The sequence below is a fragment of the Lentzea pudingi genome, assembly GCF_014646255.1.
Lineage (GTDB): Bacteria > Actinomycetota > Actinomycetes > Mycobacteriales > Pseudonocardiaceae > Lentzea > Lentzea pudingi.
Genome location: NZ_BMNC01000021.1, coordinates 80,934 through 98,834, shown reverse-complemented (window position 1 = coordinate 98,834; position 17,901 = coordinate 80,934). Strand labels below are relative to the sequence as shown.

18 protein-coding genes and 1 other RNA gene are annotated in these 17,901 nt (G+C 69.9%); 3 read left to right on the top strand and 16 right to left on the bottom strand.

What is annotated here, in order from left to right; translation table 11 throughout:
- Entirely contained in the window at positions 1-942 is a 942-nt protein-coding gene (pip, locus tag IEY88_RS39650; protein WP_189160070.1) for a prolyl aminopeptidase, read from the top strand.
- Positions 943-952: 10 nt separating this feature from the next.
- Here the strand turns inward: pip and IEY88_RS39645 are convergent, their stop codons facing one another.
- The 12 genes from IEY88_RS39645 to IEY88_RS39590 are packed head-to-tail and all read right to left on the bottom strand — an operon-like array spanning position 953 to position 12,071.
- Positions 953-1,378 (bottom strand): RICIN domain-containing protein, encoded by a 426-nt coding sequence (locus IEY88_RS39645; RefSeq protein WP_189160069.1) that lies wholly within the window; start codon positions 1,376-1,378, stop codon positions 953-955.
- Between the two features lie 50 nt (positions 1,379-1,428).
- On the bottom strand, positions 1,429-2,190 hold the full coding sequence (locus IEY88_RS39640; protein WP_189160068.1) for a helical backbone metal receptor: 762 nt from the start codon (positions 2,188-2,190) through the stop codon (positions 1,429-1,431).
- On the bottom strand, positions 2,190-2,858 hold the full coding sequence (gene npdG / locus IEY88_RS39635) for an NADPH-dependent F420 reductase (RefSeq protein ID WP_189160067.1): 669 nt from the start codon (positions 2,856-2,858) through the stop codon (positions 2,190-2,192). The genes IEY88_RS39640 and npdG overlap by 1 nt, the downstream gene beginning before the upstream one ends.
- A gap of 48 nt (positions 2,859-2,906) precedes the next feature.
- Positions 2,907-4,313: an RNB domain-containing ribonuclease gene (locus IEY88_RS39630; protein ID WP_189160066.1), complete on the bottom strand. Its 1,407-nt coding sequence runs from the start codon at positions 4,311-4,313 to the stop codon at positions 2,907-2,909.
- A gap of 18 nt (positions 4,314-4,331) precedes the next feature.
- Positions 4,332-4,526: a hypothetical protein gene (locus tag IEY88_RS39625; protein ID WP_189160065.1), complete on the bottom strand. Its 195-nt coding sequence runs from the start codon at positions 4,524-4,526 to the stop codon at positions 4,332-4,334.
- Positions 4,523-4,996, bottom strand: coding sequence for a hypothetical protein (locus IEY88_RS39620; RefSeq protein WP_189160064.1), 474 nt, complete (start codon positions 4,994-4,996; stop codon positions 4,523-4,525). Before IEY88_RS39620 ends, IEY88_RS39625 begins: the two co-directional genes overlap by 4 nt.
- 18 nt (positions 4,997-5,014) lie before the next feature.
- Positions 5,015-6,016 carry a C40 family peptidase gene (locus tag IEY88_RS39615; protein ID WP_189160063.1) on the bottom strand — a complete coding sequence of 334 codons (1,002 nt, stop codon included), beginning with the start codon at positions 6,014-6,016 and terminating at the stop codon, positions 5,015-5,017.
- A 4-nt stretch (positions 6,017-6,020) separates the two neighbouring features.
- On the bottom strand, positions 6,021-6,614 hold the full coding sequence (locus IEY88_RS39610; protein WP_189160062.1) for a hypothetical protein: 594 nt from the start codon (positions 6,612-6,614) through the stop codon (positions 6,021-6,023).
- 12 nt (positions 6,615-6,626) lie between these two features.
- Positions 6,627-8,489, bottom strand: a complete 1,863-nt coding sequence (locus IEY88_RS39605; protein WP_189160061.1) for a hypothetical protein — start codon at positions 8,487-8,489, stop codon at positions 6,627-6,629.
- Positions 8,486-11,344, bottom strand: a complete 2,859-nt coding sequence (locus IEY88_RS39600) for an ATP-binding protein (RefSeq protein ID WP_189160060.1) — start codon at positions 11,342-11,344, stop codon at positions 8,486-8,488. Before IEY88_RS39600 ends, IEY88_RS39605 begins: the two co-directional genes overlap by 4 nt.
- Positions 11,319-11,789, bottom strand: coding sequence for a hypothetical protein (locus tag IEY88_RS39595; RefSeq protein ID WP_189160059.1), 471 nt, complete (start codon positions 11,787-11,789; stop codon positions 11,319-11,321). The genes IEY88_RS39600 and IEY88_RS39595 overlap by 26 nt, the downstream gene beginning before the upstream one ends.
- Before the next feature lie 3 nt (positions 11,790-11,792).
- The gene (locus IEY88_RS39590) at positions 11,793-12,071 is read right to left on the bottom strand and encodes a hypothetical protein (RefSeq protein ID WP_166055575.1); all 279 of its coding nucleotides are present in this window, start codon (positions 12,069-12,071) and stop codon (positions 11,793-11,795) included.
- Between the two features lie 425 nt (positions 12,072-12,496).
- On the opposite strand from IEY88_RS39590, the gene IEY88_RS39585 reads away from it, so the two are divergent.
- Complete coding sequence (locus IEY88_RS39585) at positions 12,497-12,760, top strand: ParB family protein (protein WP_229694189.1); 264 nt, start codon at positions 12,497-12,499, stop codon at positions 12,758-12,760.
- Between the two features lie 42 nt (positions 12,761-12,802).
- Here the strand turns inward: IEY88_RS39585 and IEY88_RS39580 are convergent, their stop codons facing one another.
- The 3 genes from IEY88_RS39580 to rnpB all read right to left on the bottom strand — a co-directional run bounded on the left by IEY88_RS39580 (position 12,803) and on the right by rnpB (position 16,079).
- Complete coding sequence (locus IEY88_RS39580) at positions 12,803-14,389, bottom strand: DUF6345 domain-containing protein (RefSeq protein WP_189160057.1); 1,587 nt, start codon at positions 14,387-14,389, stop codon at positions 12,803-12,805.
- A 155-nt stretch (positions 14,390-14,544) separates the two neighbouring features.
- Complete coding sequence (locus IEY88_RS39575; RefSeq protein ID WP_229694188.1) at positions 14,545-15,669, bottom strand: threonine synthase; 1,125 nt, start codon at positions 15,667-15,669, stop codon at positions 14,545-14,547.
- A 17-nt stretch (positions 15,670-15,686) separates the two neighbouring features.
- An RNA gene (rnpB, locus tag IEY88_RS39570) (RNase P RNA component class A) lies at positions 15,687-16,079 on the bottom strand.
- 174 nt (positions 16,080-16,253) lie between these two features.
- On the opposite strand from rnpB, the gene IEY88_RS39565 reads away from it, so the two are divergent.
- Entirely contained in the window at positions 16,254-16,775 is a 522-nt protein-coding gene (locus tag IEY88_RS39565; protein WP_189160055.1) for an NAD(P)H-dependent oxidoreductase, read from the top strand.
- Between the two features lie 39 nt (positions 16,776-16,814).
- Here the strand turns inward: IEY88_RS39565 and IEY88_RS39560 are convergent, their stop codons facing one another.
- On the bottom strand, positions 16,815-17,882 hold the full coding sequence (locus IEY88_RS39560) for a bifunctional RNase H/acid phosphatase (RefSeq protein ID WP_189160089.1): 1,068 nt from the start codon (positions 17,880-17,882) through the stop codon (positions 16,815-16,817).
- Positions 17,883-17,901: the final 19 nt, after the last annotated feature.

Genomic DNA, 17,901 nt, shown 5'->3' with positions numbered 1-17,901 from the left:
ATGTACCCGGAGATCGAGCCCCACGCGTCAGGCAGCCTGGACACCGGCGACGGCAACCTCGTGTACTGGGAGGAGTGCGGCAACCCGTCCGGCAAGCCCGTCGTCTTCCTGCACGGCGGCCCCGGCGGCGGCTGCTCGCCCTCGCACCGGCGCCTCTTCGACCCGTCCGCCTACCGGATCATCCTCTTCGACCAGCGCGGGTGCGGGCGGTCGCGGCCGCACGCGTCGACGTCCGGCGACCTGTCGCTGAACACGACCTGGCACCTCGTCGCCGACATGGAGCTGCTGCGGACCTCGCTGGGGATCGACCGCTGGCAGGTGTTCGGCGGCTCCTGGGGATCGACGCTGGCGCTGGCGTACGCCGAGACGCACCCCTCGCGCGTGTCGGAACTGGTGCTGCGCGGCATCTTCACGCTCCGTTCGTCCGAAGTGGACTGGTACTACCGCGGCGGGGCGGCCAACCTCTTCCCCGACCTGTGGGAGAAGTTCACGGCGCCGCTGGCCGGCCTGTCGGGTGACCCCGTCGAGCTGTACGCGGACCTGCTGGCCTCGGAGGATCCCGAGGTGCACGGGCCTGCCGCGGTCGCGTGGAGCACGTGGGAGGGCGCGACGGTGACGTTGCTGCCGCGGCCCGAGCTGGTGCAGGAGTTCGCCGTGCCGGAGTACGCGCTGGCGTTCGCGCGGATCGAGAACCACTACTTCGTGCACCACGGCTGGCTGGAGGAGGGGCAGCTGATCCGGGACGCGGTGCGGTTGAAGGACATTCCCGGCGTGATCGTGCAGGGCCGGTACGACATCGCGACCCCGGCGGTGTCCGCGTGGGACCTGCACAAGGCATGGCCGGAATCCGAACTGGTGCTGGTGCCGGACGCCGGGCACGCCTACGACGAGCCCGGCATCCTCGCGGCCCTGCTGGCGGCGACCGACCGGTTCCGCGACTAGCGGCCGGTGTCTAGCGCAGGCCGTTCCACTTCGCGCTGGACGTGGTGCAGGCCGCGAGCGTCACCTGCGCGGTGAGGCACTTGCCGGTGCCGACGTTGCGGAACTGGAACGAGGTCCCCGTCGGCACCCGGCGCCAGCGCTGGCCGGAGCTCGACGTGCAGGCCTGCCCGAGCACGTCACCGGAGGTGGTCGCGCCGAGACACTTGTCGGTGGCCATGTTGTGCGGCCAGTCGACACCACCGCTGATCGGGACGATCCAGCGCTGCTCGTCCGCGAGTTCGTTGCACGGCCGCAGAACGACGTTGCCGCTCACGTCGGCGAGGCAGCGGGTGGTGCCGGCGAGCTGGTAGACGACGACGGGTTCGGCGCTGGCCGGGACGGCCGTGAGCGTGACGGTGGCGGCGGCGGTCGCGATGATCGCGGCTAGTTTCCCCATGGCCGAGAATCCTGGCAGCGCTTCGGGTTCCGCGAATCCACCTGGGGTTGTCAACCCTGGCCGTAGTCCAGTGCCCTCAGCAGACCAGGCTTTGCTTCCACGAGCGAAGGCCCGTACCAGGTGAGGTGCCTGCCGTTGACCAGCGCGTAGGGCAGGCCCGGGAAGCTCTCGGGGCCGTCCTCGTGCGTGAACACGTACGGCTCGTCGGGCAGGATCACGAGGTCCGGGCGCTGGTCGTTCAGCTCTTCCAGCGTCGGGCGCGGGTAGCGCTCCTCGTGCCCGGCGTAGACGTTCTCGATTCCCAGGCGCCGCAACACATCGGTGGCGAAGGTGTCCCTGCCGACGACCACCCACGGGCGGCGCCAGACCGGGACCAACGCCGTCAGCTTCGCCGGTGCCGTGTCGCGCCAGAGAGCCTCGGCCTGCGTGAGCCAGTCCGGTTCGAGGTCCCAGCCCAGGGCGAAGAGCCTGCGCAACGACTCCAGCGCCATCGGGACCGTCTTCGGCGCCTCGGTCACCCAGACGTTGATGCCGTTGGCGCGCAACCGGTCCACGTCCTCGGCGCGGTTCTCCTCGGAGTTCGCGATCACGAGGTCCGGGGTCAGCGCGAGGATCCGGTCGACGTCCGGGTACTTCGACCCGCCGACGCGCGGCACGTCGAGATCGGCCGGGTGGGTGCAGTAGTCCGTCGCGCCCGCCAGGGAGCCGGGCACGCTCTGCGCGACGGCCTCGGTGATCGACGGCACCAGGCTCACCACTCGTCGTGGCTGGTCCAGCGCGACCGGCTCACCGAGGTCGTCGGCGGGGAGCATCAGACGCCCGTGATCTTCAGGCCGGCGTGGGTCTTGTACCGGCGGTTGACCGCGATCAGGTTGGCGGTGAACGCCTCGACCTGGTGCGCGTTGCGCAGCCGGCCGCCGTAGACGCCGCGGAAGCCGGGCACGAGCTCGGCCAGTTCCCGGACGGTGTCGGTGGCCTCGCGGTCGTCGCCCAGCACCAGCACGTCCATGTCCACTTCGGACACGTTCGCCAGGTCGGCCAGCAGCACGGCGGACACGTGGTGGAACGCGGCGGTGACCTTGGACTCCGGCAGGAGGAGCTCGGCCTGCTGGGCCGCGCTGCCCTCGGTGACCGGCAGCGCGAACGGGCCCTGCTTGTCGAAGCCGAGCGGGTTGACGCAGTCGATGACGATCTTCCCGGCCAGCTGGTCGCGCAGCGAGGCCAGCAGGTCGCCGTGGCCCTCCCACGGGACCGCCACCAGGACGATGTCGGAGTTCGCCGCGGTGTCGGCGTTGTCCGCGCCGCTCACGGTGCCGCCGGCGACCTCGACGATCTCCTTGGCGGCGAGCTCGGCCCGCTCGGCGCTGCGGGAACCGATGATCACCTTGACGCCTGCGTGGGCCCAGCGGACGGCCAGGCCCTTGCCCTGGGCTCCGGTGCCGCCGAGGACTCCGACTGTGAGGTCACGGATTTCAGTCACCCCTGCATCTTCACACGGGGCGGCACCGGGCTGGTGGTGGCGTGCGACTCAGGCGCGTTCGAAGCGGGCCTTGCGCTCCACCGGGTCGGCCTCGGTCAGGCGGACCCGGAGCCGTTCGCCCTCCGGGAGGTTCCGGCCCGAGCACTTCGCCAGCACCGGCGGGTCGGCGACGAAGACCTCGGCCTCGTCGTCCCCGGCGCGCAGGACCACCGCGTCGAACTCCTGGCCGACGCGTCCGGCCAGCACCCAGGCCTCGACCTGGTCCGTCGCCGCGCGGTCCACCTTGGAGGCGAGGGAGTCCGACGAGCCCATCTCCGACGGCAGCTCCGGCAACGCCTCGGCCAGCCACGCGGGCAGCTCCTCCCCGGCCGTCACGGCCAGGCAGACCTCGGTGGCGAAGCGGTCGACCAGGCGGCGCAGCGGCGCGGTGACGTGTGCGTACGGCGCGGCCACGCCCGCGTGCGTCGTGACCTCGGGCACCGAACCGGAGAACGCCGAGTAGCCCGCACCCCGCAGCAGCCGGGTGGCGTCGGTGAACAGTGCCAGCGCCTCGGGCGTCGCGGGGTCGAGCCCGGCCAGGAACGCGCCCGGCGACAGGTCGGCCGGCCACTTCACCTTCAGCGCAGCCGCGGACCTGCGCAGCGAGGTGACGGCCGCCGGGTCCGGGTCGGGCAGCGTGCGGAGGATGCCGACCTTCGCCTCCAGCATGATCGCGGCCGCGGCCATGCCGGTCATCAGCGAGATCTCGGCGTTCCAGGAGTCCACGGCGGCGCGCGGCCGGGTGACGAGCTTCCAGCCGTCGCCGTCCGGTTCGATCTCCTGCTCGGGCAGTTGCAGTTCGATGGCACCACGTTCACGGGCGTACGCACGGCGCAGCGGACCGAACTCGGCCAGCGCCGCGACCGACGGGTGCGGGTTCCCGGCGTCGAACGTGGCCTGGACGGAGGCGTAGTCGAACTGGGCGGTGGACCTCACCAGCGCCCGGCGCACCTCGACCTCCACCGGGATGCCGTCGGCACCGCACTCGAAGGTCCACAGCACGGCGGGACGCGTGACACCCGGCAAGAGAGAGGCCGCGCCCTCGGACAGCACGGTCGGATGCAACGGCACGTTGCCGTCAGGCAGGTAGTTGGTCTGCCCACGGCGCCGGACCTCGACGTCCAGCGCGCCGCCGGGCGTCACGAACAACCCCAGGTCGGCGATCGCGTAGTGCACGGTGAAGCCGTCACCGGACTTCGTCACGCACAGCGCCTGGTCCAGGTCCTTCGCACCGGGCGGGTCGATCGTGACCAGCGGGATCGAGGTGAGGTCGGGGCGGTCACCCGGAGATCGGGAGACCGCCTCCTCAGCCTCGGCGAGCGCGGCCGGCGGATAACTCGCCGACAGACCGAACTCGGTGCGAATGCCGTCGAAGGACAGGTCCGCACGGCCCGTGCGGATCACCAGGGAAGCCACCCGCACACCTTAAGCCGATCAGTCCTCGTCGTCGCCGCGCCACTTCTTGTCGGACTGGTCGGCCGCCTTCGTCTTCTCCCTGGCGATCTCCAGGGCGCGGGCCGCCGTGGCCTCGTCCGGGTACGGGCCCATGCGGTCCCCGCCCTTGCAGCCCTTGCCCTGCTCCACCGTCTGGTGGGTCAGGCAGAAGTACCAACCACTGCTGTCACTCATACGCGTTCGCCTCCCAAAGGCGCCGGGAATCCCCGCGGCGGCGTGGACTGGTTGGCGTTGGCGTACTCCGACGGGATCGGGTCCAAACATGACACCAGCACCGTGCGGTCTTCGGCGTTCTCGATCTTACGTCCGGCGCGGTCCCGGTAGACCAGGGATCCGTCGGAGTCGATCTCCATGATGGCGCCGACCTCGGCGAGCTGTTCCTCGTCGAGGTCGCCCAGCTTCTCGTAGCGGGACGGCACCACGCGGTACACCGGCCACTTCAGGTGGCCGTACGTGCGGTGGAAGTCCGCCAGCAGGTGCACCAGGTGCTGCTGGAACGGCAACGGCATCGCCTCGGCCAGCGCACGTGGGATCACCACGTAGTCGCCCGAGACCCCCGGTGCTCCGGCCGCCATGTAGTCACGCACTGGTGTGCTCGACGCGGGCGGTCCGGAAGGCCTCGGGATGGGGTCGTGGTTGAACATGGAGCGCCTCCCCGCGATCTACACGCCCGGCCGGACGGCCAGCGGCATCAACTCGTAATAGTCCCAGTTGATCTTGCTGATCTTCACGACATCACCCGTCTGGGGGGCATGGATGTACTCGTCGCCGCCCAGGTACATGGCCACGTGGTGCACCGTTCGGGGGTTGGCCGTGTCGGTTGCCCAGAAGATCAGATCGCCTGCTTGGGCGTCGCGCACCGGGAGGTGGGCGCCGCCCTTCTCGTACTGGTCGTTCGCGACGCGCGGGATGCTCACGCCGGCCGCGCCGAACGCCTTGACCAGGATGCCGGAGCAGTCCCACGCGTCCGGGCCGTTGCCGCCCCACAGGTACGGCTCGCCCAGCTGTTCCTTGGTGAACCCGATGGCGATGCCGGCCGCGTTCGACGCCAGCAGGAACTGGCCCGCGCCCGAGCCGCAGCCCGCCGGGTCCGTGATCGCGCCCAGCTCACCCAGCAGGAACGCCGCCATGGACTCCCAGTTGTGGTACCGGTCGGGGAACGCCGACCGCTCCACGGCCTGCGCCGAGTCGCCCGGCCGCCTGTTCTCCCAGTCCGGCACCTTGAGCAGCACGTCGTAGAACTTGTTGATCGCGTACGTCGGGTCGGTCACCTCGGCCGGTGTTCCCCAGCCCATCGACGGACGCATCTGGAAGATGCCCAGCGAGTCGCGGTCGCCGTAGTTCAACGGGCGCAGGCCCGACTCGGTCATGCCCGCCTGGATCGCGACCTGCCACGCGAGCGGCGGCAGCTTGCGCTCCTGGCCGATCGAGATGATGCGCGCGACGATGTTGCGCTGCTCCTCGTTGAGGCGCGACGCGTCGTGGCGGCCCTTGTCGCCGCCGCCCGCGTCCCACGGGCCGATGGCCGCGTTGCAGCTCATCCGCCTGACGCCCGCGCCCGCGGCGGGGTTCGTGGAATTGCTGACCACCTGCGACACGCCCGACGTCGTCACCGCGATCACGACGATCATCGCCAGCGCCCCGATCAGCAACATCACGCGCATGGGCTCACTCCACCTTCGTGTAGCTGTTGACGAGCCACTCGCCGTTCGGCGCCTTGACCGCCGTGATGCGCACCTTGCCGATGCTGGTGGTGGTCTCGAAGTCGATCGAGGACGTCGTCGACTTCACGGCCTTGACCTTGTCGAACGAGGTCGGGACGTTCCTCGGGTCGATCGTGGCCATCTGCGCGAGGAACTCGGGAGTCGTGTACTCCTCGAGCTGCTTGAGCCACTTGCTGACGTCGTTGCCGGGCGGTGGCTTGACCCAGTTCTCCGCCCACAGCTCGGCGACGAGCTGCGCGTCGGCCTGGGGCGGTGCCGCCTTCGCCGAGTTGGACGGCGACGGCGCCTTGGTCGGCAGTGACGAACCGCTCGACGGCAGCTGGCCGACCTGGGTGCCCTGCGACGACGACGAGGGCGGGCCGGCCGCGGACGGGTCGGCGGCCTTGCGGTCGAGCATCCTGGGGATGATCACGCCGAGCGCGACCACGAGCACCACGAAGATGATGATCGAGGCGGCCAGGTGACGCGGGGAACGCAGCGGCCAGCCCCAGAGCCTGCGGTAGACCGCGGCACGGCCGCGGTTGGTACGGATCGGCACCTACGCCTCCCTTCAGTTGTCCCTGACTTCGAACCCGCGCGAAGGCCGGTAGATCACGTGCACCGGACGTCCTGCCACCACTTCCGTCTCGGCCCTGCGGGGTTCCTGCACCGGAGCGGAGTAGGCGGCCGACCGCGACGGCACGAGCACCGCGTCGTCGACCCGGTCCCACTGCCGGTCGGTGACCGTCGGGCTGTCCACCACGCGCGACCGGGCGACGGGCAGTGCCGCCGGACCCGAGCCCGAGGGCAGCGCGCCCGCCCGCACGGACGAGGAGTCGCCACCGCCGACGATCTGGCTCGGCTGCGAGTCGCGGTCGAGCCGCTGCGCCGTCGCCATGACCGGGTTGGACGCCTCCGGGCGCACCCGGCCGCGACCGCGCTGCGGCACCTCGTCGCCGTCGGTCTCGTTCTCCCGCACGGACTCCCAGAACTCGTCCTGCGGCGTCGGACCGGCCTGCTTCTTGCGGTTCACCATCTTCGACCAGACGCCACCGCTCATCGGCAGGACGTTGCTCGCCGACCCGACGGACATCTCGACCATCTGCCACATGCGGCGCAACGGTTTGCCGATCACGAAGCACACGAGTGTCAGCATCAGGCCGAGCAACGTGCGCGTCAGCAACGAGAGCCCGGTCGCGTTGAAGATCGCCTGCAGCAGCAACGCGTGCACACCCGCGAGGACCGCGAGCACCAGCACGTTGAAGATCGTCACGGCGACCGCGCGGGCGACCTTGCGCAGCAGGTCGTGGTGCAACAGCGCGACGAGACCGATGAGCGGTCCGGCGAGCGTCAGGATGCGCAGCAGCAGCTGGGCCAGCAGCACCGCGGCCTTCGCGAACAACTGGAACAGCGAGAACGCGATCGACTGCAGCAGCGCGAGGAAACCGGCGCCGGTGCGGCTGCCGTCGACGCCGTCGAAGTAGCCCTTGGCCGTGCCGAGCTGGGCCTCCAGGGCCTTCCACTCGTTCTTCTTGGCGTCGAGGGCGGCCTGGTTGCCGTCCTTGCCCTCGGCGATCTCGGCCGTGGTCCACGCCTGTGCCTTGAGGATGCGCGGGCCGTACTCGGCGGCCTGCGGTGCCTCCGGCGTGCCGAACGCGCCTCTCAGCCAGCTCTGGTAGACGACGGCGTCGTGCAGTTTCGTCGGTAGTACGTGAAGTGTGCCTTGTTCCTCTGGCGCCTCGATGAACCCGGCCTGGATCTCCGAGGTCTTGGAGACCAGCGTGTTGTCGAGGAGGTTGTAGAACTGCGGCAAGGCCAATGTGGACGTTGCCAGCCACATGGCCGCCAGCGCCCACAGCCCGCGTTTGGAGATCGTGGCGAAGTCGCCGGTCCAGATCTGCCGGAACATCAGGATCGCGAGGAGCAACGCCACCAGGCCGAACCAGCGCAGGTAGACGTTGTCGTAGACCTTCTGCACGCCGTTCTTCACGGCGTCGTCCAGCGGGACCAGCAGACCGCGGCCCATCACCGTGTAGTGCAACGCGTTCGTGGCGCCGACGATGTTCTTGCCGATGTTGAAGAGCTGGTTGCCCGCCCACGTGTCGAGCGTGGCGCTGGCGTTCGGGATGGCGCAACTGGCCTGGTAGTAGTGCCATTCCATGCCCGCGTAGCCGTACTCGAGGTACGGCGAGCCCGGCAGGCCGTTGCCGACCGGCGGGTCGAGCGCGCCGACCATGCCCGCGCCGGGCCGCTCGGGGTTCGGCGGGTCGCTGCAGGCCTGGGCGTTCGCCGGAGTCGCTCCGATGACGACCTGCAACGCCAGGATGGCGGCCACCATGATGACCGACTTCGTGCGTTTTGACGCGCGCAGCGCGAACCGCCGCCTTGCCCAGAGCAAGGCGGCGATCGCGAGCACGATCGTCAACGCCGTCATGCGCCGCCGTCCCGGCGGCGGCTGGACCCGTCACCGTGGCCCACCAGATGGGCCTCTTCCTCTGTCAGGCCGAGCTCCATGTCCGCCGCCAGTTCGTCGTCGATCTCGTCGGGCACGTAGGCGGGCGGCTGGGGAGCCCCGTTGTCGTCCGCCGGCACGAGCTCGCCCTTGCCGGTGTCGCGCTTGGCGTCGGGGGTCGTGTCGAGGGCGTTGCGCAGGTGCTCCAGGTGCGGGCCGCTGAAGTCGATGCGGATCCGCTCCACACCGCCGGCACCGTCGCCGAAGATGAACTGGCGCGGCGCGCGGTCGCGTTCGGTCGCGTTGCGCTCACCACCGGGACGGCGGCCGAGCGACGCGATGACCTGCTCGTACCCGGCGCCGATCGGCACCTTGAGCAGCCGCAGCGCGTCCGCCTGGGCCGAGTCGTCGTCGAGGCGGCCGACGAAGACCGAGTCGAGCAGCGTGACGAAGCCCTGGATCTTCAGGAAGTCGGCGGGGATCTGGCTCGAGAGCAGCACGCGGACGTTCCACTTGCGCGAGTCACGCGCGAAGCGGTTCATCAGCACGCGGCCGGTCGGGACCTCCGAGAGGAAGAACGCCTCGTCGATCCAGACGCCCTTGCGCTGGTCCTTCGGCTTCTCGTAGATCGAGCGCTGGGTGAGCCAGGCGGCGAGGTTCAGCATCTCGACGCCGAGCGACTCCGCGTCCGTCCAGTGCTCGCGGCCGACGCCGTCCTTCGGCAGGTTCAGGCCCGCCATCGTCAGGACGGTGAGGCGGTCGTCGCGCACCTCGTTGTACGGGTCGAGGTTCTCCTCGGGGATCAGCAACGACATGCGCTCGCGCATCTCGTCGAGGAAGTCCGCGACGACGACGGCGTGCTCGTGGTGCTCGGACGCGTCCCGGCGCAGCGCCTCGAAGACGAGACCGGGGTGGGCGTCGAAGCGGCCACCGACCGTGCGGACGGCGCGCAGCAGCACGATGCGCGTCTGGGGCAGGCGCGCGACCTCGTACGGCAGCAGGCCGGTGAGCACGTCCAGCACGAGACGGCGGCGGGTGGCGGCCGCGAGGGCCTTCTCCCGGCGCCAGGCCCGTTCCGGGTCGTCCTCGTCGAGGAAGTGGTCCAGCAGCGGCTCGGCGACCACCCGGTACGGGTTCAGGATCCCGGGCTGGGCGTTGAGCAGGTTGATCGGACGGGCGTAGGGCCGCAGCTCCGGCAGTTCGCACAGCGCGGAGAGCGGGCCGGACGGGTCGAGCAGCGTCCAGTGGGCGCCCGCGCGCAGGGTCTTGTAGACCATGCCGCCGCCGAGGAACGACTTGCCGGCGCCGAGGCCCGCGACCATGGCCGTCAGACCGGAGGCGTCGCGGAGTTCCTGCGCCATCCACGGGTCCCACGCGACCGGGCGGCGGGTGGCCGTGACGGTCTCGCCGAGGAGGATCCCCCGGCGGTCGCCGACCTCGGCCGTGGCCGTGGGAACGGCGCTCGCTGCCCACAACACGCTGCCGCGACGCAGGTACGCGCCGTTGGACAGCGGCTCACCGGGGATGAACTCGCGGGCGATCGCGTACTGGGCCTCGGGGTGCTCGATCGCGACCTTCGGCTTGTACAGCTCCAGCAACGACTGGGCGAGCCTGAGGGCCTCGCGCTCGGTCGGGCCGGAGACCGCGAGCCGCCACCAGCTGCGCACCCGGGTGCCCAGCGCGGTGAAGCCCGACGTCATCTCGTCGTCGATCTCCAGCACTCGACCGGCCTGGCGGGCCAGCGACTGCGGGGGCTCGAGCTCGTGCTCGTCGGTGTAGTGGCGGACCTGTGAGCGGACCTTGCTCATCTGCCGCGACAGCTCACCCGACACCTCTTCGGGCTTGCGCACGTAGATGCGGGCGGACCACTCGACGCTCGCCGGGAGCCTGTCCGCGCGCTGCACCCACGGGTCGTCGACCTCGGGGATCTGCAGGCCGTGCATGAGCCCGACCGTGAGCACCGCGACGTGCCGCTTGATGCCCGCGTTCGAGCCGGTGCGGCCGCGCACCGTCACCGTCGGCGAGTAGGGCTCCTGGTGGAAGTCCGCGGCGTCGGTGAAGCTCGCCAGGTCCTCCGGTTCCCACGCGGCACCGGGCACGGCGGGCAGGTTGCGCGGCGCGGGCAGACCCAGCGAGCACGACCGGTGCATCAGCCAGGACATCTCCTCGGCCGTCGCGGGACGGCCTTCGAGACCGGCGGACCCGATGACCTGGTCGAGGTGCTCCACCTCGGAGTCCAGCGCGACGAGCTCGGCGTCGACGGCGTCCGGGAAGACCTTGCGCAGCACGGGAGCCGCGCGTTCGACGGCGCGGTCCATCATGTTGCGGGTCTGCACCTGGACGCCCAGGTAGACCTCTTTCTCCGCCATCGAGCGGCCCATGAGCTGCTGCTGCTCGCCGACCATGTAGTCGTCGAACGACAGCGTGCCGGGGGTGTCCGGCAGGCGCTTGACGGCGTTGTGCACGTGCGCCTCGGCCCACATGCGGATCGGGTACGGGCGCGTGGTCACCCTCAGGTGCATCCAGCGGCCCTGCAGCTCGGCGTACTGACCGGCGATTGCGGCGATCAGGTCCTGGCGCTGCGAGTCGCTGCGGAACGACCAGCGCTGCGGCGCGAGCCGGTACCAGGCGTAGACCTCCTGGCCGGTGCGCAGCAGGTGACCGTCGATGCTGCGGGCCGCGATGGACGGCGTGTAGCTCGGCACGGCCTGCTCACCGGGCAGGCGGCGGCCCCGTTTCGAGTACGCGGCCCTGTCGCGGTCGCGCGGGTCTGCAGCGGCGTGCTGGGCGATGTGCTGGGCGGAGCGACGGTCACGGTCTCGCCGGCTTCCGAACACCGCGAACCTCCTTCTTACGGCTGTCTGGCGTCCGGCGGGGCTGGGCCTGCTGTCTCGCCCGTTGTTTCTTGCTCAACTTGGGACGAGGCCGCTGCGAGCTGACCCGGATCCGGGCGGCGCTGGCCGCTCCGCCGGTGCTTGCCGTGCGCTCTCGAGGTGCGGTGAGCTCGCGGACCCACATCGTGCCGACGGCCGTCAGTGGCCGCTCATGGCTGATCCGCTGGGTGATGAAGCGCGTGAGGATGATCGTCGCGACGAGGGCCCACGCGGTCGAGAAGAACCCGAACCCGATGCCCATCTGCCGCTCGATGGTGAGTACGACTAGGAAAACGACGATCCCGACGCCCCACGCGACGTATCGCGCGCGCCAGGGAAATGTCGCTTTGGGCGGACCGAGCCAGACGGCGTCGACCCGGTAGACCTCGTCGTCGGTGCGGACCCGCACGGATCAGCCTCCGACGAACAAGCCGGCGAGCCACTTGCCGATGTTCGACCCCGCGTCGGTCGTGACCGCGAGGCCGATGATGGCCAATGCGACGATCACGCCACCGAGGCGACGCATGACACCGGCGTTGTCACCCTTGCCGCCGCCCAGCCAGAGCAGCAGAAGCGCGACGGTCAGCAGCAGCAGTGGAACGATGTTGCCCAGGATCCAGTCACGGACGTTGCTTGTGCCCGGCACCGTCGGCTGCTGCTGAGCGAGTGTCACCAGGTCCATGGCGGTCATTTCTTACTCCAGAGTGCGCTGGGGCTTGCGCTACGAGTAGAACACGAGTTCGTCACGTCGTGTGGGGCTGTTGCTGCTGGGTGTAGATCATCTGGCCGTTCCCCCTGGGAGGAATTACGTCTAATCTGGCCGACACATCATCACTGAGGAGAGGTCAGCGGGGAACACCCGGATCGAGATTCTCTCCGTCGCTGGCAAGGTTCACCCGACTGCGAACGCCCTGGTCACCCACAGTGCGTGCGTCTCAAACACGCACACGTGCACACCCAAGTGAACGCTCTGATCGGCCGGTTCGCGACCCCTGTGACGGACACCGCGGGCGCGCTCCGGAGCCACGACTGCGAGGAGATTCGCCGATGCTCGAACCTGACCTCGTGCCGGATGGAAGTGTGGACGGAATCACAGCCTCCCCTAGTGCTCCAGGCGTGGACGAGCCTACCGGGCAAGGGACGCATTCCCGGCGCCGGGTCCAACGGACGATCAACTTCGACCGGTCCGTGCTGGAGAGGGCGCGTGCGGCGGCCACCTACCTCGCGTCCTACGAACCCCAGGCCGGAGTGCGGTCGCTGGCGGACATCGTGAACCCGGCGGTGCTGGCGTACGTGACCGAACTGGAGGAGCTGTACAACGGCGGGGAGCCGTTCCGGCCGGTGCTGCGGATGCCGTCGGGGAGACCCGCGAACAGGTGAAGCCCGGCGACCTGGGGCCGCCGGGCTTCTTCGGTGGTGCGGCTAGCTGGCGCCGGTGATCCGCCAGAACCACCCGGTAGAGGCGTAGTCAGGGCCGACGGAGCCCTTGCCCCAGAAGTAGTCGTTGTAGTTGCCCAGCCCACCGGTGGCGGGCAGGTAGACGCCCATCGTGGCCCAGCGCACGGACGCCGGCTGGGTGTCGATGCTGGCCTGCGCCCACGCGTCGCGGACCTTCATCGGGTTGTTCCACCACAGGAACGGCGAGCGCCACATGTAGTGCCCGAACTTGCCGCCGTGGTTGGACGAGTTGTAGCTGACGGTCGTGAAGCTGTTGATCTGGTGCAGGCCGCGGAACGCCTGGCCCCAGCGCTGCGCCCAGGTCTGGCCGCCGGTCGAGTCCTCGAGGACCAGGCAGGTGAAGAGGCTCATCCACTCGACGTCGTTGTTGCCCCAGCGCGCCTCGGTGTTGGCGAGCTTGGTGTCGTTGTGGTTGGAGCAGCCGCTGAAGTAGAAGCCGGTGCCGCTGCCGTGGCCCTGCCAGTAGGTGAGGTCGACGTCGTCGGCCCACTGGGTGTCCTCGCCGCCCGCGGAGGCCGGGTCCTTGAAGTCGCTCTCCCACGCGTTCTGGTCGAGCCAGCTGAACGAGCGCGAGATGCCGTGGTTGCCCGCCTCGGTGTTGAACGTGCCGATGTTCGCGACGGTGTTGGGCAGGCCGGAGCAGACGCCGGTGCCCTCGCTGCCGACCTGCGTGCCTGCCGCCTGCGTCTTGAACTGCGCGTCGGGGCGTGGTTCCTGGCCCGGTCCCGGCTGCGGCAGCTCGGCGCCGACCGCGGCGGGCAGGGTGATGGCCTGGGGTGCGCCACCGTCGTCGTCGCGGCCGGCGCAGCGGAACGACGGCTCGATCTTCTCGACCTTCTCGTCCAGCGACGGGGCCGCGTAGACGTAGCTCGCCTCCGCCTTGACGCCGGTGCCCAGGTACTTCTGGCACAGCTTGGTGCCGTACGCGAGGTCGTTGACCTTGACCGTGCCGGCCTTGTCGTAGGTGCGGGCGGCGTGGCTGACCGCCGTCACGCCCTGCGCGTCGAACGAGACGCGGATGTTCGCGCCCTCGCCCTCCAGCGGGATGCCGTCGAGCTGGAACGTGTACGACACGCTCGTGTCGAGGTTGGCCGTGAGTGCGTTGCGGCCGTTGGGGTCCGCGAGTTCGAACGTCGTGTGCTGCGCGGTGGGCGAGGCGTTGCCCGGCAGCACCCCGGCGGCACGGAGTCCTTCCTGCGCGCGCTTCGCGGCCTCCTCGGTGGGGACGGTCTTGATGCGCTTGATCGCCTCGGTGTCGAGCGCGGTCTGCGTGGTGGCGTTGCCGTCCTCGTCCGGCTTGCCCTGTCCTTTGTCGACGGTCGGCAGGTACTGGTACCGCTTCTCGTCGGCGAAGGACACCGCGCCGGACTCGGATCTCTGGACGTCCTCGAGGCCGAAGGCCCGTTGCAGCTTCCGCGCCTGCTCCTGGTCGAGACCGGAGCTCTTCACCCCGTAGACGGGTAACTCCGCGACGTCGGCCGTCGCGACCCCGACGACTCCAGCGGTGACGAGGCTGGACAGGGCCAGCACCACCGTCAGCTTGCGTTGCATGTCTCTTCCCTCCCTTGGGGACGGCCGGCTGCAGGGGCCGACCGTCTGCCAGGAGGATCTGGTCGAATTCGCCGTGATACCGACAGTGGCCACTTGTGCGTGGCGCACCACTCGAACGGCCGAAATTCTGTAACACCCTTGGGGCAGTGAGGGATCTAGAGGCGCACAGCTGGGTACTTGATGCCCGCTCCAGTGTTCAGCACGACCACTTCGTCGCCGGCCGCGAGCCAACCGTTCTCGCGCAACGCCCGGACCGCGCTGATCGTCGCGGCACCCTCCGGGCACAGGTACACACCTTCGAGACGAGCGGTCTCGGCTCGGTCGGCCGCGATCTGCTCGTCGGTCACCGCCACCGCCGTGCCCCCGGTCTCCCTGATGGCTCGCAGGATGATGAAATCCCCCAACGGTTTGGGCACGTTGATGCCGAACGCGCTGGTGTACGCGCCGTCCCAGAACCGCGACTCGTCCTCGCCCTCCTCGAACGCCTGGACGATCGGCGCGCACCCGGTGGACTGGACGGCGACCAAGCGCGGCAGCTTGCCGTCGATCCAGCCGAGCTCGCGCATCTCCTGGAGCGCCTTGTGGATCCCGATCAGCCCGACCCCGCCGCCGGTCGGGTAGACGATCACGTCCGGGACCCGCCAGCCGAGCTGCTCGACGATCTCGTAGCCCATCGTCTTCTTGCCCTCGATGCGGTAGGGCTCCCTGAGCGTGGAGGCGTCGAACAGACCGACGTCCGCGATGGCCCTGCCGGCGTCGGCGATGGTGCCCGGCACGATCCGCAGTTCGGCGCCGCTCGCCTCGACCTCCTCGCGGGTGATCAGCGGGGCGTCCTCGGGCATCGCGATGACGCTGCGGATGCCGGCGCGCGCCGCGTACAGGGCCCAGGCCGCGCCCGCGTTGCCGTTGGTCGGCATTTTGATGCCCTCGATGCCGAGCTCCTTGGCCCTCGCCACGCCGACGGCGGCGCCACGGGCCTTGAACGAGCCCGTCGGGACGAGCGACTCGTCCTTCATCAGCACGGTCGCGTCCAACGCCCGGCTCAACGCGGGCAACGGCACCAGCGGCGTCATGCCCTCGCCGAGGCTGAACGCCGGGTCGGGGTCGCGGACCGGGAGGACGTCGCGGTAGCGCCACAACGAGTTCTCGCTCGTCGGCCTCCGGACCTTCGTCAGGTCGTAGCGGGCCAGCAACGGCGACGCGCACCCGTGGCAGAGGTTCTGCACGGCGTCGGCGTCGTGTTCGCGGCCACAACGGGCGCATTCGAGGTGCGAGAGCATGAACTCATGCATACAGGCGGATGAGCCGGCATGTAAGCCGGATCCTGTTCGTGGGACCGAGGTCCCAGTCGGCGGCCATCCATCTGGGCCTGCCGTCGCCGGCAGGCTCTAGCGGCCTACCCGCGAGCATCGGGCGGGCAGCCCTCGAACGCTCGCGCAGGCACCTTCTCTTGCGATTAGGCACCCTCTTGGCCTTGCTCCGGGTGGGGTTTACCTAGCCGCCCCAGTCACCTGGGGCGCTGGTGGTCTCTTACACCACCGTTTCACCCTTACCGCGGCTTGCGCCACGGCGGTCTGTTCTCTGTGGCACTGTCCCGAGGGTCGCCCCTGGTTGCCGTTAACAACCACCCTGCCCTGTGGAGTCCGGACTTTCCTCGACACTCGCGTGCCGCGGCCGCCCTGCCGACTCATCCGCGATCCGAGGATATCCCAGCGTCTGGAACCGGTTGTCCACCGGTCCGGACGTTGGTTGACTTCAGCCATGACACGACGTCGCCACGTCGACTACGGCCGCGTGGCAGCAAGCCTGTGTTGCCTCCTCTGAGTGCGTTCGTCCTTTCCGCGACCTCAGGGAGTGCCCCGTCATGTCCGATCTGCTGATCATCTCCGGCGCGCCGTCCCACTCCGCGCCGATCGGTGTCGTCGTGTCGTTCGTGCAGGAGCGGCTGCGAGCCGCGGGACACCGCGTGACGTTGCTCGACGTGCGGGCGCTGCCGACGTTGTCGCTGCTCACCGAGGACCTCCGGGATCCGGAGATCTCCGAGGCCGTGAGCGGCGTGCTGGGGGCGGACGGCGTGGTGGTCGCTTCGCCCGTCTACCGCGCCGCCTACAGCGGGCTGGTGAAGGCGTTGCTCGACCTGCTGCCGAAGAAGGCGCTGCGCGGACGGGCGGTGCTGCCCCTCGCGACGGGTGGCAGCCAGGGTTTCCTCGTGGCGATGGACTACGCGCTGCACCCGTTGCTCGCGGCCAAGGGCGCCGACCAGGTGGTGCGCGGCGAGTTCGTGCTGGACCAGAACGTCGGAACGCCCGCAGCGGCGTTGGCACTCGAGGCGGCCGCAGACCGGTTCACCACGGCGCTGACCCCGCGGCTGCGCAAGGCGAGCTGACACCGGCGGCGATCCTGTCGCCACTCCCTCGCGCTGACCTCAGCCGAGGTGGGAGGTGTCGTTCACGAGCTTCACCGACGCGTGCCCGTCCGGGTAGAACTCGGCGATCGAGACGCCCGTGAGGTCGAGGTGCATCCGGAACAGGAACTGCGGCCCGACGTCGAGCGCCTGCCGGAGCATCGTCTTGATCGGCGTGACGTGGCTGACCAGCACCAACGTCTTGCCGCCGTACTTGGCGATGATGTCGGTGCGCGCTTTGCGGACCCGCGCGTGCACCTCGTCGAAGCTCTCGCCGTTCGGCGGCTTCACGCTCGTGTCGCCCAGCCACCGGCGGTGCACCTCGGGGTCCTGCTCGCTCGCCTCGGCGAACGTCAGCCCTTCCCACGTGCCGAAGTCGGTCTCGATCAGCCCCTGGTGCGTGACGACCTCGAGGCCCAGCTTGTCCGCGAGCTTCCGCGCCGTCTGCTGGGCCCGTTGCAGCGGCGACGAGATGACGCCCGCGATGCCGTCCACCTTGGACAGTCGCGCCGCGGCCTTCTCGGCCTGCTCCAGCCCGAGCTCCGTCAGCGGGTGATCACCCCGCCCGGAGTAGCGCCGGTCGACCGACAGCCTCGTCTGCCCGTGCCGCAGCAGGATCACCCGCGTGGGCTCCCCCATCGCGCCACTCCAGTGCGGCTGCCTGGCCCCCTCTGCCTTCTCGGTCTTGGGTGCGGCCTCGTCGTCCATGGCCTCGTTCGCGAGCCGGTCGGCCTGCTTGTTGCGCTCGCGCGGGATCCACTCGTACGTGACCCTCCCGAGGTCGCGCGCGACCTCCTGCGCCTCCCTGGCGAGCGGCTGCATCGAGGGGTGCTTGATCTTCCAGCGCCCGGACATCTGCTCGACGACGAGCTTGGAGTCCATCCGCACGTCGACGGTCTCGGCACCCAGTTCCCTGGCCGCTCTGAGCCCGGCGATGAGCCCCTGGTACTCGGCCACGTTGTTGGTCGCGACGCCGATGAAACCCTTGCGCTCGGCCAGCGTCTCGCCGCTGAGCTTGTCGCGCACGACCGCGCCGTACCCGGCCGGGCCGGGGTTGCCCCGCGAGCCGCCGTCAGCCTCGACGATCACCTTCACGGGCCGATCGTAA